The following is a 25,359-nucleotide window of genomic DNA, read 5'->3' as shown; positions in this document are numbered from 1 at the left end:
GTCCTCCCCCGTCCAGATGGCCACCTGGCGCAGGAAGGACGCGGGAATGCGCGGCTCATGCCCCGCGAGCTTGAGCTCCTCCTCGAACAGCCAGCCCATCAGGTGGCGCAGCGTGGTGGCGGGGAACAGGGGCGCCCGGTACGCGAGCCACTCCGCCAGGGCCCGCTGGAAGTCCTCCGCGCTCGTGAAGCGGTCATCGCGCCGCAGCGCCAGCGCCCGCGACACGAGCGCCACGAGCGAAGCGTCCAGCTCCGGCACGTACTGGTGCGCGGGCGTCAGCATCCCCTTGGCGATGCGCTCCATCACCGCGTGCGCATCCCCCTCCACCGGCCGGCGCCCGGTGAGCAGCTCGAAGAGCACCACGCCCGCCGTGTACACGTCCGAGCGCGCATCCAGCGCCTCCGCGCGCGTCTGCTCCGGCGACAGGTAGATGTACTTGCCGCGCACCACGCCGGCTTCCGTCTCCGGCCGGTCCGACAACTGCGCCTTCGCGATGCCGAAGTCGGACAGCTTCACCTCGCCCTCGTAGCTGACGAGCACGTTGTCCGGCGACACGTCGCGGTGCACCAGCCCCAGCGGACGGCCCTCCTCGTCGCGGCGCGTGTGAGCGTGGTGCAGGCCCTTGCAGACCTCCAGCACCAGCCCCACCGCCAGCGGCGCGGGCAGGTGCGCGAGCCCCTTCAGCTTCGAGCGCTTGAGCACGTGCGACAGCGGCTGCCCGTCCACCCACTCCATCGCGAGGAAGAACTCGCCCTCCACCTCGCCGAAGTCGAAGACCTGCACGATGTTGCCGTGGCTCAGGCCCATGGAGATGCGCGCTTCGTTGAGGAACATCTTCACGAAGGCCGGGTCCTGCGCGTAGGGGTCCCTCACGCGCTTGATGACCACGGAGCGGGACACGCCCGGCGCCAGCGTGAAGCGCGCGCGGTGCACCACGGCCATCCCGCCCGCCCCCAGGCGCTGCTGCAATTCGTACTTCCCGAACCGCGTCGTGTGGGAACCCGTCGTCACGGGGGCGGAGGCTACCCTACCCTCACGCCACGAGGGGAGTCCCACACCCGGCGGCGTGGCTCAACGCTCGCCCCAGTGGAGCTTCTGCCGGAGGATGGTGAAGAAGGCCACGCGGGGGTTGCGCACCAGGCCCACGCGGTTGGGCGAACGCACGACTTCAATGCAGTCCCCCGTCTGAAGCGAGTGGCCCGTCTGCCCGTCCAGCGTCAGGTACGTGTCCGCCGTCTCGCTCTTGAGCGTGATGCGGATGGTCCGGTCCGCCGGCACCACGATGGCCCGCTGGGTCAGCGCGTGCGAACAGATGGGCGACAGGATGGTGCAGTCCACCGACGGGTGCACGATGGGGCCGCCCGCGGACAGCGAATACGCGGTGGAGCCTGTCGGCGTGGCCAGGATGATTCCGTCCGACTTGTACGTGGTGATGGGCACGCCATCGATGGACGTCTCGTGGTCCGCGATGCGCGCCAGCGCGCCCTTGTTGATGACCACGTCGTTGAGGATTTCATCCTCGATGAGGACCTTGCCCCCGCGCATGAGCCGGCACGACAGCTTCATCCGCGAGTCCACGTGGAAGTCGCCCGCCAGCACGTCCGCCAGCCGGGTGAACAGCTCCTCCACCGGCACTTCGGTCATGAAGCCCAGGCTGCCCAGGTTCACGCCGATGATGGGCACGTTGCGCCCACCCAACAGGCGCGCCGCGTAGATGAGGGTGCCGTCACCGCCCAGCACCACCACCGCCTCCGCGCGCGCCGCCAGCTCCCGGTCCTCCACGCGCGGCCAGTTCAGCGCATGTGCCAGGGCACGGTCCGCCAGCACCGTCAGGTGCGGGTAGCGCTCATGGATCTCCGCCGCCAGGGCCACGGCTTGCGGGGTGTCTCGCTTCGCGACGATGACCAGGGTCTGCACGCCCCCCGGGTTCTAGTCCAGGCGGCCAGCCAGAGGTGCAAGGGAATTGACGCACCTGCCCGCCGCCGGACATCCCCGCCGGGACATCAGGAGGGCGCGGGAGCCGCTGGGACGCTAGGTTCAGGGACGACATGGACCTGTTCGACCACGCCAGCCAGAAGGAAACGGCCTCCCTGGCGCCGCTCGCCGAGCGCATGCGGCCGACCACCCTCTCCGAATACCTGGGCCAGGAGCACCTCACCGGCGAGGGCCGCTTCCTGCGCCGCGCCCTGGAGGCGGACCAGGTGCCCAGCCTCATCCTCTGGGGCCCGCCGGGCACGGGCAAGACGACGCTCGCCCAGCTCGTCGCGCGCTCCACCGGCGCCGCCTTCGAGACGATGTCCGCCGTGCTCGCGGGCGTGAAGGACATCCGCGAGACGGTGGCCCGCGCCCAGGACCGCTGGAAGCTCCACCGCCAGCGCACGCTGCTCTTCATCGACGAAATCCACCGCTTCAACAAGTCACAGCAGGACGCGCTGCTGCCCCACGTGGAGAAGGGCACCGTCACCCTCATCGGCGCCACCACGGAGAACCCGTCCTTCGAAGTGAACGCCGCCCTCCTGTCCCGCTGCCGCGTCATCACCCTGCGCGGCCTGGAGCAGGAGGAGCTGGTGGCGGTGATGCGCCGCGCGGTGGCGGACCCCAGGGGCCTGGGCGGCAAGGTGACGGTGGACGACGCCGCGCTGGACTTCATCGCGGACGCGGCCGGAGGCGATGCGCGCAAGGCCCTCACCGCGCTGGAGGCCGCCGCGGCGCATGGCGGCTCCGTGGTGGACCGCAAGGTGGCGGAGGAGGCGCTCCAGCAGAAGCTCCTGCTCTACGACAAGGGCGGCGAGGAGCACTACAACGTCGTCAGCGCCTTCATCAAATCCATGCGCGGCAGCGACGTGGACGCAGCGCTGTACTGGATGACGCGCATGCTGGAGGCGGGCGAGGACCCCGTCTTCATCTTCCGCCGCATGGTCATCTTCGCGTCGGAGGACGTGGGCAACGCGGACCCCCGCGCGCTGGGTGTGGCGGTGGACGCGCTCCGGGCCTTCCAGTTGATGGGCCTGCCCGAAGGCACCCTGCCCCTCACCCAGGCCGTGACGTACCTGGCGCTGGCGCCCAAGTCGAACGCCGTCATCGCCGCCTACGCCGCCGTGCGCGAGGCCGTGACGAAGGAGGGCGCGCTGCCCGTTCCCATGCACCTGAGAAACGCGCCCACGAAGCTGATGAAGTCGCTGGGCTACGGCGGCGGGTACAAGTACCCGCACAACTTCGAGGGCAACTACGTCCCGGAGGACTACCTGCCCGAAGCGCTGCGCGCCCGCTGCTTCTACACCCCGACGCGCAATGGCTTCGAGGCGGAGCTGTCCGAGCGCTACGAGACCATCCAACAGCAGCTCGCCGCCCGGCGTGAAGCCTCCGGCGAGCGGGAGCCCGGGGAGGACGGCTGAAGCGCCGTCCTCCCGTCAGGGGGCTTCAACCTCAGGACACGGCTTCGAGCGCGGGCAGGCCCGGCCCGGTGTCCGAATCCGGCCCCTTGGTCTGACGCGGCTTCATGCTCCGGCCGGCCACCTCGTACTGCTTGAGCAGGCGGCGGAAGTTGGAGCGGTCCACGCCGGCCGCGCGCGCCGCGCTGGACACGTTGTGGTTGTTCTTCTCCAGCAGCGCGGACAGGTAGCGGCGCTCGAAGGCGCGCATGGCCAGGCGCTTGGCCTGGGCGTACGGCAGGTGCGCCAGGCTGAACACCTCCACCGCCGAGTCGGCCTGGGGCGCGGCCTGGAAGCCGGGCGGCAGGTCCTCCACGTCGATGGCTTCGTTGGCGGTGAGCACCACCGCGCGCTCGATGACGTTCTCCAGCTCGCGCACGTTGCCCGTCCACCGGTTGCAGGTGAGGGCCTCCATGGCGCGGGGGCTGATGCCGTTGACCTTCTTGTCCGCCTTGCCGGTGTAGACCTTGAGGAAGTGGTGCGCGAGCAGCGGCACGTCCTCCGGGCGGTCGCGAAGGGGCGGCAGGTCGATGGTGATGACGTTGAGCCGGTAGAACAGGTCCTCGCGGAACTTGCCCTGCTCCTTGGCGCGCGACAGGTCCACGTGCGTGGCGGCGATGACGCGCACGTCCACCTTCACGGGCTCGTTGGCGCCCACGCGCTTGACTTCACCCTCCTGGAGGACGCGCAGCAGGCGCACCTGGGTGGCCGGGGGCACGTCGCCAATCTCGTCCAGGAAGATGGTGCCGCCGTCGGCCGCCTCGAAGAGGCCCTTCTTGTTGCCGGTGGCGCCGGTGAAGCTGCCCTTCACGTGGCCGAACAGCTCGCTTTCCAGCAGCGTCTCCGTCAGCGCCGAACAGTTGACGGCCACGAAGGGCTTGTCGCGGCGGGCGCTGCGGTAGTGGATGGCGCGCGCGACAAGTTCCTTGCCCGTGCCGCTCTCACCCTGGATGAGGACCGTGGCGGTGGAGTGGCTGACGGTCTCCACCAGCTTGAACACGGCGCGCATCTGCGACGACTGCCCGATGAGGTCCTCGAACTGGCTGCGCGCGGTGAGCGCCTCCTCCAGCGCGCGCGTGCGGTCCTTGAGGGACTTGCGCTCGGCGGCCTTGGCCACCGTGAGGCTCACCTCGTCGATGTTCTCGAAGGGCTTGGTGAGGTAGTCGTACGCGCCCGCCTTCACCGCCTCCACCGCCGTCTCCACGGTGGCGAAGGCCGTCATCATGATGACCTCCACGTCCGGGCGGTCCGCCTTGATGGCGCGCAAGAGGTCCATGCCGGACAGGTGCGGCATCTTGATGTCCAGCACGACCACGTCGATGGACGGATCCTTCGCCGCCGCGAGCCCCTCCACCGCGTCGTCGATGGCCACGACGGGGTGCCCCTCCCGCTGGAGGATCTGGGTGACGGCCTTGAGGACGACGGAGTCGTCATCCACGACGAGGACCTTGGCGCGCTTGACTTGGTTCACGGCAACCTCTCGAGCTGCAGGGGAATGGGCAGGAAGACGGTGAAGCGGGAGCCAGTGCCAACGTGGGTGTCCACCTGGAAGGTGCCCCCGTGGTCCTGGACGATGCGGTAGGCGATGGACAGGCCCAGGCCCGTCCCTTCGCCCGGAGGCTTGGTGGTGAAGGACGGCTCGAAGATGCGCGGCAGGTGGCGCTCTTCAATGCCCGTCCCGGTGTCCGCCACCGCGAAGAAGCACCGGTCGCCCTCGCGGCCCGTCTCCAGGGACAGGCGCCCCTTGCCTTCGGGCAGCGCGTACAGGCCGTTCTGCAGCAGGTTGAGCACCACCTGCGCGAGCTGGCCCGCGTCGCCGTACACCTTGGGCAGCGCGTCCTTCAGGCCCAGCTTCAGCTCCACCCTGGGCATGGACTTGAGCTGCGCGCGGAAGAGCACCGCGGCGTCCTCCACGCACTTGGACACGTCGAAGAGGCGGCGGTCCTCCACGCGGCTGTGCCGGCTGAACTTCAGCAGGCTCTCCACGATGCGCTTGCAGCGCAGCGCGCTCTCTTCAATCAGCTTCAGCGACTCCAGGTCGCTGGCACTCCGCCCCGCGTCGCGCGACATGAGCTGCGCGAAGGCCAGGATGCCGCCCAGCGGGTTGTTGATTTCATGCGCCACGCCGCCCGCCAACTGCCCCACCGCCGCCATCTTCTCCGTCTCGATGAGCCGGCGCGTCATCGCCTGCTCCTCGGTGACGTCGCGGTAGGTGCACACCGCGCGGTCGTCGCCCGCGAACGGATAGGCCGCCACCACATAGCTGCGCCCGCCCTGCTGCACTTCCCCGCGCGCGCCCTTGCCGCTCTCCATCGCGGAGGGCAGCGGGCAGCCCGTGCACGGCGTGTCCCGGCCAAAGAGGTACTGGTGGCACGGCACGTCGGAAGGCACTTCCTCGATGGAGCGGCGGGCCACCTGCGCGTAGGCCACGTTCGCGCGGCGCACCGCGAAGTCCCGCGCGCGCACCACCGCGAGCGGCGTCTCCATGCAGTCGAAGGAGAGCTCCCACTCGCGCTTCGCGGTGGACAAGAGGCGCGTGCGCACCGCGACGCGCTCCTCCAGGTCCGCGTTGAGGCGCTTCAACTCCGCGTTCTGCTCCTGCGTGACGCGGTAGAGCCGGTCGTTCTCCGTCTGGAGCGCGTGCTGCTCGAAGGCGCTCTTGACGGTGAGCACCAGGTGGCTGTCGTTCCAGGGCTTGGAGATGAAGCGGAAGATTTCGGAGCGGTTGATGGCCTCTTCGATGGCCTGCTGATCCGCCTGCCCCGTCAGCATGATGCGCTGGGCCCGGGGCTCCTGCTGCTTCACCTGGGTGAGGAACTCCACCCCGTTCATCCCCGGCATGCGGAAGTCGGAGATGACGACCTCCGGGTGGAACCGCTCCAGCGTTCGCAGGCCCGCTTCCGCGTCCGTCGCCGTCTCGATGTCCCACTCACCCCGCCGCAGCACCCGCCGGATGGACTTGAGGATGTTCTCCTCGTCGTCCACGAGCAGCAGCCGCCCTCGGGCGACCGGATCCTGCGCTTGTGCCTGTGCCACCAGGGTTCCCATGAAGTTTCCGGGTTCCGACATTTGCAATGGCCTTGCCAAACCCGAGATTTGGATAAGCCCCGGGAATCACGCCCATTTTCCAGGACCTGACAAAAAGGGGCAAGGTCATCATAGACCCACCACACCCAAACGGGTCAAGTCCGACCCTGGGTGCATGACCCCCCCGGGTCAGCCAACCCGGGAGGGTGGGGCTGAAAACAGGGGTGCGGGCGGGTGCAGGCAGATGCGGTCGCGGCCCTCGCGCTTGGCGCGGTAGAGGGCTTCGTCGGCGGTCAGCAGGAGCTGTTCCGGGGTGAGGATGGAGCGGTGGGGGAAGCTGGAGACCCCCAGGGACGCCGTGACGCGCAGGGCCCCCTCCGGGCCCGCATGCAGGTCGGAAACGCCCCTGCGCACGCGCTCCGCGACGGTGAGGGCTCCCGGCAGGTGGGTACAGGGAAGGAGGATGGCGAACTCCTCGCCCCCGTAGCGGGCCACCAGGTCGGTTTCGCGCACGCTGTGCTGAAGCGAGGCGGCCACCTCCCGCAGCACCCGGTCCCCGGCGCCGTGGCCGTGGGCGTCGTTGATGTTCTTGAAGTGGTCCAGGTCCACCAGGATGAGCGACAGGCTCTCGTCGTAGCGCTGCGCGCGGCGGAACTCCTCACGCAGCCGCTCCTGGAAGTAGCGGTGGTTGTGCACCTGGGTCAGGCCGTCCGTGACGGCCAGCCGCCGCAGTTCCTCGACCTGGGAGTGGAGTTCTGTCCACTTTCGGTGCGTTTCGAGGCTCCGGTAAAGCCGGATTCGCAGTTCTTCCTCGTCCCATGGGGTCAAAATCAACTCAGCCCCCCTGCGGAGCGCGGCGAGCCTCAGGGCCTTGTCTTCCGGTGGGGAGATGACCAGGACGGGAGGCCGGGACGTCGTGGGGACAGGTGGGGTGAGTGCCTCCAGGAGCGCCTGGGCCTCCTTGGGGTTCGTTTCGCCGGGGCAGAGCAGGACGCCGTCTACCTCCTGGGTCAGACCCAGGACCTCCGGCCCGGAGCGCGCCACCCGGAGAGTGAAGTCCTCGGGGCCGAGCGTGCGGACCAGTTGGGGAGGCAGCGCCTGCGAATCATCGACGACCAGCAGCGTGAAGGGCTTGGTTTTCACCGTGTCCCCGTAAAATGATGACTAGACGGTACTCTAGGGGTTTGTCACGGGGAAGGCCATGGGGTTTGCCTCGGAACCACACCCTCTGGTACCGAGCGCCGTTTCCTTTCTGACGGAACGACGCGAGATGACGACCGTGGCCAAGTACCCGAGCATCAGCCTGTTCTTCCCCGCCTGGAACGAGGAGGACTACGTGGAGCGCGCGGTGAGCCGCGCACTCGAAGTGCTGCCGAAGCTCACGGACGACTTCGAGATCATCGTCGTCAACGACGCCTCCACGGACCGGACCCAGGAGGTCTGCGAAGCGCTGGCGGCGAAGGTGCCGCAGCTCAGGGTCATCACCCACCCGGTCAATCTGAAATTGGGCGGAGCGATGCGCACGGGGCTGACGGCGAGCACGAAGGACCTGGTGCTGTACTCGGACATCGACCTGCCGTTCGACATGCGGGAGGTGGAGCGGGCGCTGCACCTGATGGAGTACCTGGAGGCGGACATGATCTGCGCCTTCCGGTTCGACCGCACGAGCGAGGGTCCGAAGCGCATCGTGTACTCGTTCGTCTACAACCTGCTCATCCGGGCGTTGTTCGACATCCAGATCAAGGACGTGAACTTCAGCTTCAAGCTGATGCACCGCCGGGTGCTGGAGTCCATGGAGCTCAAGAGCCAGGGCTCGTTCATCGACGCGGAGCTGGTGGTGAAGGCCATCCGCAAGGGCTTCCGCGTGTTCCAGATGGGCGTGGACTACTTCCCGCGCACGCGCGGCATCTCCACGCTGGCCTCGCCGTCGGTCATCCTGAAGATGGTGAAGGAGCTGGTGAGCCTGTACCCGGAGACGCGCACGCCGACGCCGCCGGTGCAGCCGGTGCGCCTGCCGCCGTCGGTGCAGCCGCTGCGGCCCGTGACGGGCACCACGGGGCGCGGGTAGGACGCTGCCATGCCGCCGCGCACGCGCCTCATCGTCAACGCGGATGACCTGGGCCTGCACCCGTCGCTGGACGCGGGCATCCTGAAGGCCCACCGCGACGGCATCGTCACCAGCGCCACGCTCCTGGCCACGGGGCCTTCGGCGGTGGAGGCCGTGGGGCTCGCGAAGGCGCAGGGGCTGGCGGTGGGCGTGCATCTGGCGCTGTCCACGCGGCTTCGGTGCGCCGCGCCCGCGGAGTCGGTGCGGACGGTGGCGCCGGACGGGCGGCTCCGGGCGAGCTGGGCGGACTTCGCCCGGGCGTGGCTCACCGGTCAGGTTCGGCGCGAGGAGTTGGAGCGGGAGTTGTCCGCGCAGCTCTTCCGCGCGCGGGAGCTGGGCGCCAGGGTGGACCACCTGGATGGGCACCAGCACCTGCACCTCTTGCCGGGGGTGCGTTCGGTGGTGGAGGGCATCGCCGCACGGGAGGCACTGCCCCTCAGGTGGCCAGATGCGCTTCCGCGTGCGTCGTGGTTGCGCGCTCCCGGGCCGGCGTTGAAGACGACGGTGCTCGCCGTGCTGGCGCGCACGGCGCCCCGGGCAAGGACGGGCGTGCGCCGGGTGAGCGCGGGGGGCGTGTTCGAGGCGGGCCGGCTGGATGAGGCCGCGCTGCTGGCGGTGCTGGATGCACTGCCGCCGGGGGACTTCGAACTGGGGTGCCATCCGGGAGAAGGCGCGCCGCATGTGCCGGAGGATCCGGCATGGCGCTATGGCTGGGGCGCGGAGTTGGCGGCGCTCACAAGTCCCCGGGTGAAGGCGAAGCTCGTGGAGCGCGACATCGTGCTCGCGAACTACGGCGCATTGAGCTGAGCAGCGAGGGGCTCACGAGCCCCGGCAACGTCAAAGCTCGGGGAGAGAGCGACCTCGTGCTCGCGAACCCGGTCACATTGCGCTGAAGCCCCTTCAGCGCGCCTCCGCGTCGTAGAGCAGGTGCGGCGTCGTGTAGCCCTCGCCCAGCCCCACCACCTCGCGCACCTCGAAGCCCGCGTCGCGCAGCATCCGCACGCCGTCCACGCGCGGCCGCAGCACCATGCCGCCGCTGGCCTTCGTGCGCCCCAGGAGCGACACCATCACCCACTCCTGCGCGAGCGCCTTCGCGTGCTTCCAGGAGCGGTCCCCTTCCACCTCCTTCAACAGGAAGCGGCCCCCGGGCTTGAGCAGGCCGCGCACGGCCTTGAGGAACCCCAGCCACTGCGCCTCCGGCAGCAGGTACAGCACGTCGCACACCACCGCCGCGTCGAGCGTCCCGGGATGCTCCGCCGCCAGCTTCTCCACCGACCCCACGGACAGCGTCACGTTGGGCAGTCCCGCCAGCGCCTCTTGCGCCCAGCGCACCTTGCGCGCATCCAGGTCCACGCCCAGCACCCGGCGCTCCGGCACCGCGAGCGCCATCAGCGCGGACAGCAACCCGTGCCCACAGCCGATGTCCGCCACCGTCCCCGCCGGCAGCCGTGAAGCCACCGCCATCAGCGGCGCGGACGACGCCCGCGCGTGCACATGGAAGCGCTCGCTTGGGGGCAGCCCCGCGTACCGCTCCAGCGCCTGCGCCAGGAGCCCGCTCATGACACGTACTCCGCGGCACCGAACGCCACCGTCAGCGCCAGCATCAACCCCACGCTCGTCGCGAGCACCCCCCACCTCAACCTGGGACGCTCGCGCAAGAGCAGCGCCAGCGTGAGGAACAACGGGAAGGCGGCCAGCAGGTAGCGCCCCATGCCCATGAAGTCCTTGCTCGACATGGCGGGCAATCCCACGATGGCCAGCGTGTACACGCCATAGCCCCACCCCAGCCGCTTCGCGCACGGCCACACCAGCGCGAGCGCCCCCACGGTGAAGACGGCGTGCCCCACCAACCGCAGGCCGTCCGACAGCGCCATGTCCCGGCTGAAGCCCTGGAACCAGCGCAGCTTCGCCCACGTGCGCCAGCCCGGCTGCTGATCCCACCCCGGCGCGGACTGCACCTTCACGAAAGCGAAGGGCTCACCGAAGGCCTTCCACTGGTACAGCACGTACAGCACGAAGCCCGCCGCCGCGAACACCGGCAGCAGGTCCACGAGGCCCCACTTCTGGCCGCGCTCGTGCTTCCACTCCAGCCGCCGCGCGAGCAGTCCGACGACCAGCGCGGGCGCCACCGGCCGCGCCGCGGTGGCCACGGCGGCCAGCAGCACCGCGAACCCCAACTGCCCCCGCTCCAGCAGCAGGAACGCCGCGATGACGAGCAGCAGGAACAGCGCGTCCGAATACATCGCCCCGTAGAGAAAGAACGCGAACGGGTAGAACGCCAGGAGCAGGCCCGCGTTTCTCGCCGCGTCCTCGTCCGCCCGCGTGCGCGCCCATTGCGTGAAGACGTACAGCGCCCCCAGCCCGCACAGCATCGTGACGAGCATCCCCGCGAGGAACGTGTCCACGTGCAGCAGGCCCAGGCCACGCAGCACCAGCGGGTACAGCGGGAAGAACGCCACCGGGCTCTGCTGGCCGGGCGTGTAGCTGTAGCCCTGCGTCGCGATGTGCGCGTACCAGCCAGCGTCGAAGTGCGCCCAGCCCAGCAGCGTGGGAGCCCCGGGCCACGTGGGCCGCGCGGGGCTGTAGCCCAGGGGGAACGCGAGCGCGGACACCGTCACCAGCGCGGTGCACACCACCAGGGCGGCGAGGCCAGCGGACAGGACGGCGCGGGGAGCGGAGCGGACCATGGAGGGCATGCCCCTTGGTCCAGAACCGCACCCGCCGTCAAGCCGGGCCCAGACTCCAGGCCAGGGGGAGGCCTTGCGGGGCCCCCTCCCCTGCCCGGTCCGTCACGACCTCACGCGTCGTAGAAGCCCTTGCCGGTCCGCACCTTCTCCACCAGCAACGGCGCGGGCGTGAAGCGCTCGCCGTACTTGTCCTGGTAGTGCTCCAGCTTGCGCAGCAGGTGGGCGGGACCCAGGCTGTCCGCGTAACGCAGCGGGCCACCCAGGAACGGCGGGAAGCCCAGGCCGAAGATGGCGCCCACGTCACCGTCGCGGGGGCTGCGCAGGATGCCCTCGCCCAGGCAGCGGATGGCCTCGTTCACCATCTGCAGCGCGCAGCGCTCCGCCATCTCCGCGGCGTCCAACGACTTGCGGTCCTTGCCGTGCGGCAGGAGCAGGTAGACAGCCGGGTCCACCTCCTTCTTCTTCCCGTCCTCGTACAGGTAGAAGCCCTTCTGCGTCTTGCGGCCCAGGCGACCGTCGGAGATGACGCCGTCCAGCGCCTTGGGCGCCGCCATCCGCTTGCCGAACGCGGCCTCCATGATGGGGCCCACCTTCTGGGCCACGTCGATGCCCACCTCATCCAAGAGCGTGATGGGGCCCACCGGGAAGCCGAAGTCCACGAGCGCCTTGTCCAACTGGACGATGTCCGCGCCCTCCGCCAGCAGGTGCGCCGCCTCGTTCATGTACGGTGCGAGGATGCGCGACGTGTAGAAGCCCGGCCCATCGTTGACGACGATGACCGTCTTGCCCTGCTTGCGGCCCACGTCCACGCACGTCGCCGTCACCCACTCCGCGGTGCCCGGGTGCGTGATGATCTCCAAGAGCGGCATCTTGTGGACCGGGCTGAAGTAATGCATCCCGATGACTTGCGAAGGCCGCTTGCTGCCCTTGGCCAGCTCCGTGATGGGCAGGCTGGAGGTGTTGGACGCGAAGATGGTGTCCGGACCGGTGACGGCCTCCACCTCCGCGATGACCTTGTGCTTGAGCTTCAGGTCCTCGAACACCGCCTCGATGACCAGGTCCACCGACTTGAAGCCGCTGTAGTCGGTGCCCGCCGTGATGTTCGACATCTTCGCGGATGACTCGCGGTGGGTGAGCGAGCGGCGCTTCACGCGCTCGTCCAGCACCGACTGCGCCTGCTTGAGCGCGCGGCCCGCGCCCGCGTCGTCCTTGTCCTTCACGCGCACCGGCACGCCCTGGAGCACGCCCGCCACGTAGGCGATGCCGCCGCCCATCAGCCCGCCGCCCAGCACGCCCACCTTCTTCACCTCGCGCGGCTTCACGTTGGCGTTGGCGGTGCCGTTCTCCTTCTTCAGCGCCGTGGTGGCGAAGAAGATCTCCACCAGCCGCCGCGACACGTCCGTGAACACCAGCTCACCGAACGCCTTCGCCTCGGCCTCCAGGCCCGCCTTGCGCCCGGACTCCAGGCCCACGCGAATCACCTGGAGCGCCTTCTCCTGCGCCGGGTACTTGCCGCGCGTCTTCTTCAGGAGCGCCTTCTTCGCCTGGTCGAAGAGCACCTTGCGGCCGAGCGGGTTGTCCTCCAGCGCCGCCTCCGCCCACAGGTCCTTGCTGATGAGGCCCTGGAAGATGCCCGCGAGGCCCTTCTTCTTGCCGCTCGCCGCCACCGCCTTGAAGCCCTGGTGCGCGCGCTCCACCTTGAGCGTGCCCGCCGCCAGCTCCGCCGCGCGCTGCAACGCGATGCGCTTGAGCATGGGCACGGGGACCACTTCGTCCACGATGCCCAGCTTCTTCGCCTTGGACGCCTTCACGTTCTTGCCCGTGAGGATGAGGTCCAGGGCCGCCTGCGCGCCAATGAGCGCGGGCAGCCGCTGCGTGCCGCCCGCTCCGGGGATGAGGCCCAACTGCGTCTCTGGCAGGCCCAGGCTCGTCTTGGGGCTGTCGGTGGCGATGCGGTAGTGGCACGCGAGCGCCCACTCCAGGCCGCCGCCCAGACACGCGCCGTGGATGGCCGCGACCACGGGCTTGGAGAACTCCTCCAGCCGTTCGAACTCCGCGTGCGCGGCGCGGCTGATGGCCACGACGTCATCCGGGGACTTGATGGTCTGGAGGAAGTCGATGTTCGCGCCGGCGACGAAGTTGTCCTTCTTGCCGGAGATGAACACGACGGCCTTCACCTCCGGGTCGCGCTCCGCCTGCAACAGGAGCTGCGTGAACTCGGTGCCCACTTCCGGGGACAGCGTGTTCACGGCCGCGCCCGGCAGGTCCACCGTGATGACCGCGACGCCGTCGGTGACGCCGTAGCTCAAGCCCTGCTTCGCCTCGACCTCTTCATGCTTGGTCGCCATCACGCACGCTCCAGGATGACCGCGGCGCCCAGCCCGCCCGCGGCGCAGACGGTGCACAGCACCGTGTTCTTGTTCCGACGCTTCAGCTCGTTCAGGGCCTGCGTGACGATGCGCGCCCCGGTGGCACCGAACGGATGGCCCAGGGAGATGGAGCCGCCCGTCACGTTCAAGAGCGACCGGTCGATTTCACCCACCGGCCCGCTGAAGCCCGCCTTCTTCGCGAACTCCCTGGACGCCAGCGCCTGGATGTTGCTCGCCACCTGCGCGGCGAACGCCTCATGCATCTCCACGAGGTCGATGTCCGCAAGCTTCATCCCCGCGCGCTTGAGCGCCACGGGCGCCGCGTACGCCGGCCCCTGGAGCAACTGGTCGCCCGGGTCCGTCGCCGCGAACGCGTGCGAGCGCAGGAAGCCCAGCGGCTCGTAGCCCAGCGCCTTCGCCTTCTCCTCGCTCATCAGGAGCAGCGCCGCGGCGCCGTCGGTGAGGGGGGACGCGTTGCCGGCGGTGACGCTGCCATAGCGGCGGTCGAACACCGGCTTGAGCTTGGAGAGGGCCTCCAGGCTGGTGTCCTCGCGCACGATGTTGTCCTTCGTGGCGGACTGCTCGTACTTGGGCGGCACGAGGACGTGCATCACCTCGTCGGCGAAGTAGCCTTCCTTCCACGCCTTCGCCGCGTTCTGGTGCGAGTTGAAGGCGATGAGGTCCTGCTCCTCGCGGCTGATGCCGTTCTCCTTGGCCATCTTCTCCGCGCTCTCACCCATCGTCTCGCCGGTGGAGTACTCGGCGATGGCGGGGGGCACGGGCAGCAGGTCCTTGCCCTTGAGCTTCTGGAAGGGACGCAGCTTGTCCGGGAGGCTCTTGCCCTTGGACGACGCGGCCAGCGCGTGCGCCAGGGGACGGCTGGTGAAGATGGGCGCGTCGGACAGGGACTCGGTGCCGCCCGCGATGATGACGTCCGCGTCCCCCAGCGCGATGGCGTTGGCGCCCGCCACGAGCGCCTGGATGGACGTGGCACAGGCGCGCGCCACCGTGAAGGCGTCGATGCGCTTGGGCAGGCCCGCCGCCAGCACGACTTCGCGCGCGATGGACGGCGCGGTCAGCGTGGGGATGACCTGACCGAAGACGACCTGGTTGATTTCGTTCGGATCCAGGTCGCTGCGCTGCACCAGCTCCTGGACCACCATCCGGCCCAGGTCCAGCGCCGTCAGCCCCGCGAAGACGGTGCCCGCCTTCGCGAACGGCGTCCGCAATCCGCGAACGATGGCCACCCGACGGTGGCCGTTGCGCTTCTCGCTTGCCATGTGTGCCTCACCCTCTGTGCGACGAGTGAGGCGCTTCTAACGACCGACAATGCGCCGCGTCAACGCCGGATTGACTCAAGAGTCAATTGCCGGTCAGGCGGGCAGGCGAGCGGGGGCGCCCGCCTACACAGGCCTTCAGCGCAGGGCGATGCCCTGGCGGAGCGCGACACCGTGACGGTGCACGGCGTCCACGAGGAACTTCGCGGCGTCCGGGTCGCTGGGCGGGAGGATGCCGTGGCCCAGGTTGAAGATGTGCCCGACGGGGCCCGCGCGGCCGAGGATGTCCTTCACGCGGGCATCCAGCTCCTCGCGGGGGAGGAACAGGTGCAGCGGGTCCAGGTTGCCCTGCGTGGCGACGTCCGGGCCCAGGATGCGGCGGCCCTCGTCCACGTTCACGCGCCAGTCCAGGCCGATGACGTCCGCGCCGGTGCGCTTCAAGAGCGGCAGGTGCGGGGTCATGTTGGTGCCGAAGAGGATGACGGGCACGCCCGTGGCCTTGAGCTCCTGCACCATGCGGGTGAGGTACGGCAGGCTGAAGCGTTCGAAGTCGTAGGGGGACAGCTCGCCGCCCCAGGAGTCGAAGATCTGCACGATGCTGGCGCCGGCCTCCACCTGCATCTTGAGGTACGGGATGAGGGTGTCGGTGAGCTTCTGGAACAGGCGGTGGGCCAGCTCCGGCTGCTCGAAGAGCAGGCGCTTGATGACGATGTAGCTCTTGGAGCCGCCGCCCTCGACCATGTACGCGGCCAGGGTGAAGGGCGCGCCCGCGAAGCCGATAACGGGCACGGAGTCGTTGAGGGCCTTGCGCGTGCGGCGGATGGCCTCGGCGACGAAGCCGGTGCCTTCGACGGGGTCGGGCACGCCCAGCTTGTCGATGTCCGCGGCGGTGCGCAGGGGGTTGGGGAAGTGCGGCCCCTTGTCCCCGAGCTCCAGGTGGATGCCCATGGCCTCCACGGGGATGAGGATGTCGGAGAAGATGATGGCCGCGTCCACGCCCAGCCGGGTGACGGGCTGCACGGTGACTTCCGCGGCCAGGTCCGGGTTCTTGCAGAGGTCCAGGAACGCGATGTTGCCGCGGATGGCGCGGTACTCGGGCAGGTAGCGGCCGGCCTGGCGCATCAGCCACACGGGGGTGGTGTCGGTGGGCTGGCGGCGCGCCGTGCGCAGGAGTCGGTCGTTCACGTCATCACCTTCGAGGGGCGAGAGGGAGTCACGGGCCCCGGATCTACCCTATCTAGACGTCCCGTGACGACGAAGGGCCTGGAAACCCATGCGGTTCCAGGCCCTTCTTGCATGCCCGCCCTGAAGACGGCCTTCAGTGCGTCTCGACGGACAGCGCCTCCTGCGGCGCGAGTCGCTGGACGTAGTCGCCAGGAGGCGGATTCCGGGCACCGCCGGCGACCTCGGACGGAAGCGTCACGTCCGGAACCAGCTCCTGCGGAGCAGCCTCCGTCGCGGCCAGGGCCGACGTGATCTGCAGCGGAATGACCCCGACGTTGTTGTTCTCGTTGCTCTCGTAGATGACTTCATTCGCATCCGCGAACAGCGCGACGTAGTAGCTGCCCGGCGGAATGCTGGCGGAGAAAGAGATGGCGGTGGGCGGGAACCGGGAGGTTCCACCGCCACTGGGGATGCCGACGCCTCCGATGACGGACAGCACCTGGTAATTGGCATCCATCAGGTAGAGCCCCACGGTGGATGTCGTTGCCGCCGGGCAGCGCGTATGGACGTCGAAAGTGAGATTGGTGGAACCGCCCGGCTGGATCGTCCCCGGGGTCAACGAACCGGCCGTGAAGGAGAAGTCAGGCAGTTCGTTGAGGCCCACGACCATCGTCCGCGACTGAAAGGCTTCGAAGTCGACCCTTCCCAGAAGGTACATGTTGCGTGACACGCAATCGGCCGCGATCGACTCGAGAAAGGCAACCGCATTGGGCTCCATGGAGAAGCGGCTCACATAGGCCGTCCGGGTCTCGGGGGACGGAATATAGAGGCCTCCCGCGGTGCGCCCCAGAAGGACCTGCGTCGAGAACAATGGCCAGACGCCCGTACTCCCAGTCGGAGTCTCCGACAGATAGAACCTCACCTGGGCAGTGGCCAGGAGATTGGAGCCCCCAAGCTTATAGCTGATGCTGAACCCGCTGAGCGGAGCCGCGACATTGGCAGGCGCGCTCATCGAGATGAAGTTGACGTTCGCCCATGCCGGGCCTGCCACAACGACACACATCAAGAGAAGCGCCCTGGCCGCTGCTTTCATTGTCATGCCCAATCACTACACAGATTCATCCGTCTGGGCAATCTCAGCTCCTTATAAACAAACCATCCAGGGAATGGCTGTCAATCACGACCCGGGGATTGAGGTCCCGGGCCGCCCCTCTGCGCTTCAGCTCACCTGGAATCCTACGGAACGACTGTGAATCCGACGGCGAGCCCGTTGTTGCTCTCATTGCCCTCCGCGACCGTAGGGCCGGGGCGTCCTGGACGGAACCGCTGACCATCCAGGCGCCGTTCGTCAAAGCCACACCCACGGTCAGCACGGCCCTTGCCGCGGCCTTGAAGGTCATGGCCAATCCCTCGCCCATCGCTCAATCCAGGAACAAGCCATCAACCGAGGACGCGCGCCAGGTACGGCGCGGTGCGGCTGGCCTTCACCTTCGCCACCTCCTGGGGCGTGCCCTGCGCCACCACCCGGCCCCCGGCGTTCCCTGCACCGGGCCCCACGTCGATGACGTGGTCGCTGGCGGCGACGACGCGCAGGTCGTGCTCCACGACGATGACCGTGTTGCCCGCGTCCACCAGTCCCTCCAACTGCGTCATCAGCTTGTCCACGTCCGCCGGGTGCAGGCCGGTGGTGGGCTCATCCAGCACGTAGAGCGTGTCGCCGTGCTGGGTGCGCTGCAGCTCCGTGGCCAGCTTGATGCGCTGCGCTTCACCGCCGGACAGCTCCGTCGCGGGCTGTCCCAGCCGCAGGTAGCCCAGGCCCACATCCTTCAGCACCTTGAGCACGCGCAAGAGGGACGGCTCCTGCGCGAAGAAGTCGAAGGCCGCATCCACCGTCATCCCCAACACGTCCGCGATGTTCCGCTCGCGGTACTTCACCTCCAGCGTCTTCGGGTCGTAGCGGGTGCCGTGACACGTGGGGCACGGCGCGTACACGCTGGGCAGGAAGAGCAATTCCACGCTGACGAAGCCTTCGCCCTCGCACGTCTCGCAGCGGCCTCCCGCCGTGTTGAACGAGAAGCGGCCCGCGCTGTACTTGCGCGACTTCGACAGGGGCGTCGCCGCGAACAGCTTGCGCACGTGGTCGAACAGGCCCGTGTATGTCGCCAGGTTGGAGCGCGGCGTGCGGCCAATGGGCTTCTGGTCCACCGTCACCAGCCGCTTGAGCGCGTGCATCCCTTCCGCGATGTGGCCTTCGCTCGCCACCGTCGGCTCGCGGTCCAACGGCTCGCCCTCCTCCTCTTCCGGCGCCAGCGTCTGCCCCAGCCGCGCGGCCACCAGCTCCACCAGCGCCTGGCTCACGAGGCTCGACTTGCCGGAGCCGGACACGCCCGTGACGGTGGTGAAGACCCCCAGCGGGAAGTCCACGTCCAGCCCGCGCAGGTTGTTGCGCTTCACGCCCTCCAATCGCAGACGTCCCGTGGCCTTCCGGGGCGAGCGGCGGCGCAGGGCCTCCTCCTCGAACAGGTAGCGCCGCGTCCGCGACGCCTCCACCTTCGCCAACCCCTCCGGCGGTCCGCTGTAGAGCACGCGCCCGCCGTGCTCACCGGCGGCAGGGCCCACGTCCACGATCCAATCCGCGTGGCGGATGACATCCACCTCGTGCTCCACCACGAACAGCGAATTGCCCGCGTCCTTCAACCGGTCCAGCGCCGTCAGCAGCGCCTCCGTGTCGGCCGGGTGCAGGCCCGCGGACGGTTCGTCCATCACGTACACCACGCCGAAGAGGTTGGAACGGATCTGCGTGGCGAGCCGCAGCCGCTGCAACTCTCCGGGCGACAGCGTGGGAGTGGTGCGCTCCAGCGACAGGTAGCCCAGGCCCAGGTCCGTCAGCACCTGGATGCGCGCCAGCAGATCCTTCGTGATGCGCTCGGCGACGATGACCTTCTCCGGATGTTCGCGGGCCATCGCCTCCGCGCCCTCCGCCCTCCCCTCCGCCGTGGGGCGCAGCAGGTCCGCGACCTGTTCCAATGGCAGCCGCGACAATTCTCCGATGTCCAGGCCCGCGAACTTCACCGACAGCGACTCGCGGCGCAGACGCTTGCCGTGGCACACCTGACAATCACTGCTCACCATGTACCGGGCGACGCGCTTCTTCATCATCGCGCTCTCGGTGGTCGCGAACGTCGTCATCACGTAGCGCTTCGCGCCGGTGAACGTGCCCATGTAGCTGGGCGGCTCCTTGCGAGCCAGGGCCCGCTTCACCTCCGCGGACGTGAAGCCCGCGTAGACGGGGACGCTGGGCTGTTCGTCGGTGAAGAGGATCCACTGCCGGTCCTTCTTCGACAATTCACGCCAGGGCTTGTCGATGTCGTACCCGAGCGTCACCAGGATGTCGCGCAGGTTCTGTCCATGCCACGCGGGCGGCCACGCGGCGACGGCGCGCTCGCGGATGCTCAGGCTGTCGTCGGGCACCATCGAGCGTTCGGTCACCTCGAACACCCGGCCGATGCCGTGGCACTGCGGACACGCGCCCGCGGGCGTGTTCGGAGAGAACGCGTCGGAGTCCAGCCTGCCCAGCTTCGGAGGGTACGTCCCGGCGCGCGAATACAGCATGCGCACGGAGTTCGACAGCGTCGTCACGCTGCCCACCGACGAGCGTGAACTGGGAGCCCCCCGGTGCTGCTGGAGCGCCACCGCTGGAGGCAACCCGTCGATGGAGTCCACCTCCGGCACGCCCACCTGATCAATCAGGCGCCGGGCATACGGGGCCACGGATTCGAAGTAGCGCCGCTGCGCTTCGGCGTACAGCGTCCCGAACGCCAGGGACGACTTGCCGGAGCCGGACACCCCGGTGAAGACCACCAGCGCATCACGCGGAAGGTCCACGTCCACGTGCTTGAGGTTGTGTTCACGGGCCCCGCGCACGCGCACGAAGCCGGCGAGGTCGGGGGTCTTTCGGGTGCGGGACGTTTTCGGAGGAGCCATGCCGGGGCGGAAATTGCCCACCCTCCCCCGAGAGATCACTCCCTACGCGGGCATCACGTCGGAATCCCGATGCGCGCGCCCGCTCACCGTCCGGAAGGAGACACGGCGGTCAGGGGCCCTTCTGGCGAGGTTCGCTGGCGGCCTCGGGCGAGGGCGCGTGGGAGACCAGGACCCGGTCGAGGAGTCGCGCCAGGTGCTCGCGCTCGGAAGATGAAAGCGCGGCGAGCAGCGCGTCCTGGGCCCGCGCCAGCTCGCCATCCAGTTGCCGCAACTGTCGCACCCCGGCGGACGTGAGCGTGATGGTGTTGCGTCGGCGGTCCGACACATCCGGCGTACGCTCGATGAGCTTCCGCTCGGCCAGCACATCGAGCACCGCCACGACATCGCTGCGATCCAGCCCGGAACGACGACCCAGGTCCGCCTGGCTCGTGGGGCCAAACTCCTCCAGCGTCGACATCAAGGCGTAGTGGTAGCGGTGGAAGCCGACCGCGCCCAGCCCTTCGGTCACCAACCGGTGGGCCAGCGCCGCGGTCTGGTTCAGCATCCAGCTTGGCAACCTGCGCAACCTCGAAGGGGCCAGCTCGGTGGACATCGTCATGGCGTCAGCCTCGCAGAATTCATTGGCGCGTCCAACGATTCGCCGATACCATTGGCAACACCAACGTTGGAAACACCCACGAGGTGCAGGAATGAGCACACTGAGCGCAGAGGGAGTCACCCCGTCGCTGGCCCATCAAATCCAGGCACTCACGGATCGCCAGGCGCTCACGGAGCTGGTCGGTCGCCTTGACCTGCTCCTGGACGAGAAGCGCTTCGACGACCTGCGGTCCGTCTACACGGAGGATGTGGTCGCTGACTTCCCGATGAGCGTGGGCCGGGTGCAGGGTGTCGACGTGCTGGCGGGCTTCGCACGCCAGCGGATGACGAAGTTCTGGCGCACCCAGCACTCCAGCACGAACATCCTCATCGAGCTGGAAGGTGACCGGGCCACGGTCCTGGCGAACCGTTTCTCCATCCACGTCCACCAGGAAGGCAGGCCCCAATCGCATCTCGATGCGGGAATCGCCCACCGCTTCCAGGCGGTTCGCACGCCGCAGGGGTGGCGGTTTTCCCGGATAGAAGCGGAAGTGCTCTGGACCTCGGGAGAACCTGGCAGCCATTGATGCCCCGTTTCGGCCCCGGGGTCCCTGTCCTTTGTCAGACGGATATGGCAGAAGCCGCCAACATGACCTTGCGTTTGGGGCTTCTGGGGCTGGCATTGACGTTGTTTTCAGGCTGCGTGACGAGCCGGGGGGCCTTGTGCCCCGCCGAGGGCGGCCTCCCGTGGCGTGAGGTGCGCAGCTCGCACTTCCGCGTGCGCACGAACCTGGAAGAGAAGGCGGCGGTCCAGACGGCGGTGGAGCTGGAGGAGTTCCGCCGCGCGCTGCTGCTGGCGTGGGGACCGGGCTTCGACCCGCCGGGCACGGTGGACGTCATCCTCTTGAGCAATCCCCGCGACCTGGAGGAGTTCACCGACGGTCGCTACGCGGGCTTCGTTGGACAGACGGGCGACGGGCCCCGGATGGTGATGACGGGCGGCGGCGGCTATCTGTTGCCAGACGCTCCGGGTGACAAGGAGACCCAGGCGCATGAGCTGGCGCACTACCTGAGTGCCTTCGCCCTGCCCCGCCAGTCCCGGTGGGTGGCGGAAGGTCTGGCCTCCTACCTGCAAACCGTCACCATCAAGCCCAGCACCCGCGACGTGGTGCTGGGGCAGGCCAGCCGTCCGCTGCTCCAGTACGTGCGCACCCACGGCTGGCTCACGCTGGACGAGCTGTGGCAGTGGGACGGGCAGACCCAGCAGAGCACCGCGGAGCTACAGCGCCACTACGCCTCGTCGTGGCTGTGGGTGCACTACCTCATCAATGAATACGGCGATCGCTTCAGCGCCTTCCAGAACCGGCTGGCCCGGGGCGAGGAGCCCAGGAGCGCCTTCGCGGCAGCCTTCCAGGGGGAGACCGGTTTCCAGGCGGCCCTCGCCAACTACGTGCAGCTCGGGCGCTATGCCATCTCCACCCAGCCCCTGCCTCCGGTGCCCACGCAAACCCAGACGCGCGCCCTGGCGTCCGCGGACGTGCACGTCATCCGCGCCAACCTCTTCACGTCGGCTCCGGGGGATGTGCCTCCGGCGGAGCGTCAGCGCAAGGCGGACCTGGAACTGGACCAGGCGCTGAAGGAGGACCCCACCCACGTGGAGACGCAGCGACTGCGGGTGGAGAAGCTGGACAAGGCCGAGCGGCTGAAGCTCACGCGGCTGCTGGTGGAGAAGCATCCGGAGGACGGGCTCGCGTGGGACCTGCTCGCCAACGCGCTGGAGGCCGAAGGGGAGAAGGGCGAACCCCAGGAGCAGGCCCGCCTGCGCACCGCCCAACTGCTGCCGGACAGCCCCGCCGCCCAGAACGACCTGGCCTGGTACTACGCGCGCACCGAACAGCCGCAGAAGGGGCTCGCCCCGGCCCTGCGCGCGGTGCGGCTGATGCCGGGCAACGCCGCCATCCTGAACACCCAGGCCGCCCTGTTCTTCCAGGTCGGACGCTGCCGGGAGGCCGTGTCGATGGCGCGTCGCGCGCTCGACATGCTCCACGAGCGGACCTCGGACCAGGCGCGCCAGCAGTTCAAGAAGCTGGTCACCGTGTTCGAAACGCAGTGCACCCCGGCCCCGTCCGAGTCCTCGGCGAAGTCCGGGTAGCGAGCCCCCAGAGGGGGCCGCCCTTTGCGCCGGCCCCCTCTTCTACTTCCGGCCAGCGGCCTCCGGGCCCGGCCGTTCGAGCCCGAGCGCCGCCGGCAGCACGTACCGCCCGAACAGGTCCAGCGGCAGCGACGAACCGGCCCCGTTGTAGTGGCTGGCGGTGAAGGCCGCGGTGAGGCCCAGCGAGGGCGCGACGAAGACGTATTGCCCGCCGTTGCCACGCGCGAAGGTCACCTCCACCGGGACGCCCTGGATGACGAAGCGGGTGCTCCACCACAGGAGCCCGTAGCCCGCATCCCCCAGCGCCCCCAGGGCCTTGCCGGACTCCGCCACCCATTCCGCGGACACGAGGCGTTCGCCCTGCCACACGCCGCCCTCCAGGACGACCTGGCCTGTCTTCAGGAAGTCGCGAGGCCGCAGGCGCAGGTGGCCTCCCGTGTCCGTCCCCTTCTTGCCGGCGGGCTGCCAGGTGAAGTCCTGGACCTTCAGCGGCGCGAACAACCACTCGCGGGAGAGGTCCGCGACGGAACGGCCGCTGGCGTGCTCCAGGGCCGCGCCGAGCAACACCACGCCCCCCGTGCAGTAGCGCGTCACCGTCCCCGGCTCGTCCTGCATGGGGACATCCACGATGAAGCGGACCCAGTCGCCGGTGTCCGCCATCCGCTCCTCGTTGCCGGGCGAGTCCGGGTTCCAGTCGTCACACGCCAGCCCCGTGCGCATCTGGAGCAGGTGGCGCAGGGTGATGCGCTCCTTGCGGGGGTCCGGGTTCCGGACCGGCAGCAGGTGCGGCAGGAGCGACAGCACGGGCGCGTCCAGGTCCGGGAGGATTCCGCGCTCGTGCGCCATGCCCACCAGCAGTGACGTGAGGCTCTTGGTGGCCGAGCGCAGGTCGTGCGCTTCCTCCCGCGCGAAGCCGTTCCAGTAGCGCTCGTAGACGAGCCGGCCATTGCGCGCGACGACCACCGCGTCCGGCGTCTCCACCGTGGCCTCCGCCACGTCGTGCTCCAGCCAGTCGAACCACGAGCGCTGGAGGCCCTGGTCCTCGAAGGAGGCCACCTCCCAGCCATCATCGGTGCGGTCCGGCGGAGAGCCCGGCCCCGTGGGCAGCCGCTTGCCTCCGCAGGCCGTCAGGCACAACAGCAACAGCGCCACTCGCTGGAACATCGTCCCTCCGCGTTCGGACCGGTGAAGCCCGGACGCCTTATGCCCCAGCGGCGGCAAGGGCGCTTGGATGTGACAGCCGTGTCGTGCGCGGGCCCTGACACCGAGCGCCCTGGGACGCAGCCTCCCTCTTCGAAGGACATGGCATCCTGTTTGCTCTGAGGCCGGGCCTCGGCATCGCGTCCCCCTTGCCTGAGCGTGGCCGGGACACCCGGGAGAAAGGCAGTTCGAAGCCATGAGCGGAACGACACAGTCCCCTTCCCGCCTGCGGCATTGGGCCGCGCGCCTGGCCTTGCTGGTGGCCTGCGCCGGCTCGGTGGCCACGTCGAAGGCGACCATGGCTCCCGTCAGTTCGGGACGGCTCTCCATTGGCCCCGTGCGCCTGTCGGCGCAGACGCCCAGGGTCACGAAGCCCTTCCTCATCCGGGTCACCGCGGAGCAGCCATCCCAGCTCCTTGATGGTCATGTCCATGTCGTCGTCACCGCGCATTGGAAACCCGTGGCTCCGACGCACACGACGGGCCCGTGGTTCCGGCCTTCGCTGACCCAGGAGGGAGCCGTCCCGGGCCCGGGCCCGTCTCTGCCCCTGACCGGACTGGGCAAGCCGGTGGGCCACGATATGACGGAGCACTTCGCGGCCGAATGCGCACTCAAGGCCGGCACGGCGTGTGAGTGGCGCGTGGACCTCCATCTCGAAACCGCGGCGGACGCTCCGCCGGGCACGGTCGACGTGATGGTGGATGCGACGGCCCGGATGTCCGCGAGGCAGAAAGAGGCACCTCGTGGCTTCACCGTGACGCTCGAAGAGTTGTAGCGAGTGCCCGTGCGCCACCTGAAACCCTTCCCCGGCAGCGGCCTCCTGCACCCCTGCGTGCTGGGGGCCGTGGTCCTGCTCCTGCTCAACGACCACGTCTTCAAGGCGCGCTGGCCGTCGTGGTGGACGGGGAAGCTCTCCGACGTCGCGGGGCTCGCCATGTTCCCCCTGCTGCTCCAGGCGCTCTGGGAGCAGTTGTCGCGGCACCGTGCGCGGGACTTCCGTCCTTCACGCGCGGTGGTGACGGGCGCGGTGCTGCTCACGGGGCTGTGCTTCTCCGCGACGAAGCTTTCGGACAGCGCGGGGAATGTGTGGCGCTGGGCCCTGGGCGGGCTGCAATGGCCCTTCCGCATGCTCGGGGCTGTGCTCGCGGGTGCGCCCCTTCCCCGCATCCAACCCACGTTGCACACGGTGGATGTCACGGACCTGTTCACACTGCCAGCCCTGTTGATGGCCCTGTGGCTGGGCTGGCGGCGCGCGGCCGTGACGGTCCCCACGGAGCCCCCGGTGGATCAGCGAGCGGAGTTCCCGCGACCGCGCTGATTATTCCGCGAACGCACCGGGCGTGGGTCCACCTCGCGCCTGTCGGGCTGCTTCGCGGTGCGTGTCA

General features: G+C 69.1%; 21 protein-coding genes. 7 read left to right on the top strand and 14 right to left on the bottom strand.

Going from position 1 to position 25,359, the window contains the following annotated elements; translation table 11 throughout:
- Both D7V88_RS01095 and D7V88_RS01090 read right to left on the bottom strand, forming a co-directional pair.
- Positions 1-1,011: serine/threonine protein kinase (locus D7V88_RS01095; RefSeq protein ID WP_244237891.1), on the bottom strand; the 1,011-nt coding region annotated here is incomplete at its 3' end.
- A 60-nt stretch (positions 1,012-1,071) separates the two neighbouring features.
- Complete coding sequence (locus D7V88_RS01090; RefSeq protein WP_120538707.1) at positions 1,072-1,917, bottom strand: NAD(+)/NADH kinase; 846 nt, start codon at positions 1,915-1,917, stop codon at positions 1,072-1,074.
- Between the two features lie 131 nt (positions 1,918-2,048).
- Between D7V88_RS01090 and D7V88_RS01085 the strand changes: the two genes are divergently transcribed.
- Positions 2,049-3,395, top strand: a complete 1,347-nt coding sequence (locus tag D7V88_RS01085; protein ID WP_120538706.1) for a replication-associated recombination protein A — start codon at positions 2,049-2,051, stop codon at positions 3,393-3,395.
- A gap of 31 nt (positions 3,396-3,426) precedes the next feature.
- Here D7V88_RS01085 and D7V88_RS01080 read toward each other — a convergent pair whose 3' ends face one another.
- The 3 genes from D7V88_RS01080 to D7V88_RS01070 all read right to left on the bottom strand — a co-directional run bounded on the left by D7V88_RS01080 (position 3,427) and on the right by D7V88_RS01070 (position 7,601).
- Entirely contained in the window at positions 3,427-4,902 is a 1,476-nt protein-coding gene (locus D7V88_RS01080; protein WP_120538705.1) for a sigma-54-dependent transcriptional regulator, read from the bottom strand.
- Positions 4,899-6,479: an ATP-binding protein gene (locus tag D7V88_RS01075; RefSeq protein ID WP_120538713.1), complete on the bottom strand. Its 1,581-nt coding sequence runs from the start codon at positions 6,477-6,479 to the stop codon at positions 4,899-4,901. The genes D7V88_RS01080 and D7V88_RS01075 overlap by 4 nt, the downstream gene beginning before the upstream one ends.
- Positions 6,480-6,647: 168 nt before the next feature.
- Positions 6,648-7,601, bottom strand: coding sequence for a GGDEF domain-containing response regulator (locus D7V88_RS01070; RefSeq protein ID WP_120538704.1), 954 nt, complete (start codon positions 7,599-7,601; stop codon positions 6,648-6,650).
- A 136-nt stretch (positions 7,602-7,737) separates the two neighbouring features.
- Between D7V88_RS01070 and D7V88_RS01065 the strand changes: the two genes are divergently transcribed.
- Positions 7,738-8,526: a glycosyltransferase family 2 protein gene (locus D7V88_RS01065; RefSeq protein ID WP_120538712.1), complete on the top strand. Its 789-nt coding sequence runs from the start codon at positions 7,738-7,740 to the stop codon at positions 8,524-8,526.
- A gap of 9 nt (positions 8,527-8,535) precedes the next feature.
- Positions 8,536-9,372, top strand: a complete 837-nt coding sequence (locus D7V88_RS01060) for a ChbG/HpnK family deacetylase (protein ID WP_120538703.1) — start codon at positions 8,536-8,538, stop codon at positions 9,370-9,372.
- A gap of 93 nt (positions 9,373-9,465) precedes the next feature.
- On the opposite strand, the gene D7V88_RS01055 is transcribed toward D7V88_RS01060, so the two are convergent.
- The 8 genes from D7V88_RS01055 to D7V88_RS01020 all read right to left on the bottom strand — a co-directional run bounded on the left by D7V88_RS01055 (position 9,466) and on the right by D7V88_RS01020 (position 20,644).
- The gene (locus tag D7V88_RS01055) at positions 9,466-10,125 is read right to left on the bottom strand and encodes a class I SAM-dependent methyltransferase (protein ID WP_120538702.1); all 660 of its coding nucleotides are present in this window, start codon (positions 10,123-10,125) and stop codon (positions 9,466-9,468) included.
- Entirely contained in the window at positions 10,122-11,261 is a 1,140-nt protein-coding gene (locus D7V88_RS01050; RefSeq protein WP_244237890.1) for a mannosyltransferase family protein, read from the bottom strand. The genes D7V88_RS01055 and D7V88_RS01050 overlap by 4 nt, the downstream gene beginning before the upstream one ends.
- 101 nt (positions 11,262-11,362) lie before the next feature.
- The gene (gene fadJ / locus D7V88_RS01045) at positions 11,363-13,600 is read right to left on the bottom strand and encodes a fatty acid oxidation complex subunit alpha FadJ (RefSeq protein WP_120538701.1); all 2,238 of its coding nucleotides are present in this window, start codon (positions 13,598-13,600) and stop codon (positions 11,363-11,365) included.
- Entirely contained in the window at positions 13,600-14,901 is a 1,302-nt protein-coding gene (gene fadI / locus D7V88_RS01040; protein ID WP_120538700.1) for an acetyl-CoA C-acyltransferase FadI, read from the bottom strand. Before fadI ends, fadJ begins: the two co-directional genes overlap by 1 nt.
- Positions 14,902-15,036: 135 nt before the next feature.
- Positions 15,037-16,083 (bottom strand): uroporphyrinogen decarboxylase, encoded by a 1,047-nt coding sequence (gene hemE / locus D7V88_RS01035; protein WP_120538699.1) that lies wholly within the window; start codon positions 16,081-16,083, stop codon positions 15,037-15,039.
- Positions 16,084-16,216: 133 nt separating this feature from the next.
- Positions 16,217-17,161, bottom strand: coding sequence for a hypothetical protein (locus D7V88_RS01030; protein ID WP_147448555.1), 945 nt, complete (start codon positions 17,159-17,161; stop codon positions 16,217-16,219).
- A 341-nt stretch (positions 17,162-17,502) separates the two neighbouring features.
- Positions 17,503-20,046, bottom strand: a complete 2,544-nt coding sequence (uvrA, locus tag D7V88_RS01025; RefSeq protein ID WP_120538697.1) for an excinuclease ABC subunit UvrA — start codon at positions 20,044-20,046, stop codon at positions 17,503-17,505.
- Positions 20,047-20,155: 109 nt separating this feature from the next.
- The gene (locus D7V88_RS01020; protein WP_208726052.1) at positions 20,156-20,644 is read right to left on the bottom strand and encodes a MarR family winged helix-turn-helix transcriptional regulator; all 489 of its coding nucleotides are present in this window, start codon (positions 20,642-20,644) and stop codon (positions 20,156-20,158) included.
- Between the two features lie 91 nt (positions 20,645-20,735).
- Between D7V88_RS01020 and D7V88_RS01015 the strand changes: the two genes are divergently transcribed.
- The gene (locus D7V88_RS01015) at positions 20,736-21,209 is read left to right on the top strand and encodes a nuclear transport factor 2 family protein (protein WP_158624961.1); all 474 of its coding nucleotides are present in this window, start codon (positions 20,736-20,738) and stop codon (positions 21,207-21,209) included.
- A gap of 62 nt (positions 21,210-21,271) precedes the next feature.
- Positions 21,272-22,774: a hypothetical protein gene (locus tag D7V88_RS01010; RefSeq protein ID WP_120538694.1), complete on the top strand. Its 1,503-nt coding sequence runs from the start codon at positions 21,272-21,274 to the stop codon at positions 22,772-22,774.
- A gap of 42 nt (positions 22,775-22,816) precedes the next feature.
- Here D7V88_RS01010 and D7V88_RS01005 read toward each other — a convergent pair whose 3' ends face one another.
- On the bottom strand, positions 22,817-23,938 hold the full coding sequence (locus D7V88_RS01005) for a serine hydrolase domain-containing protein (RefSeq protein ID WP_120538693.1): 1,122 nt from the start codon (positions 23,936-23,938) through the stop codon (positions 22,817-22,819).
- A gap of 232 nt (positions 23,939-24,170) precedes the next feature.
- Here D7V88_RS01005 and D7V88_RS01000 point away from each other — a divergent pair, with 232 nt between their 5' ends.
- Together D7V88_RS01000 and D7V88_RS00995 are read left to right on the top strand one after the other, a co-directional pair.
- Positions 24,171-24,749: a hypothetical protein gene (locus D7V88_RS01000; protein WP_120538692.1), complete on the top strand. Its 579-nt coding sequence runs from the start codon at positions 24,171-24,173 to the stop codon at positions 24,747-24,749.
- Between the two features lie 9 nt (positions 24,750-24,758).
- Entirely contained in the window at positions 24,759-25,292 is a 534-nt protein-coding gene (locus D7V88_RS00995) for a hypothetical protein (RefSeq protein ID WP_120538710.1), read from the top strand.
- Positions 25,293-25,359: the final 67 nt, after the last annotated feature.

The organism is Corallococcus terminator, assembly GCF_003611635.1.
In the GTDB taxonomy this organism is placed as follows: Bacteria; Myxococcota; Myxococcia; order Myxococcales; family Myxococcaceae; genus Corallococcus; species Corallococcus terminator.
Note: the sequence above shows the minus strand (reverse complement) of the source record. Positions and strands in the feature narration are given on the sequence as shown.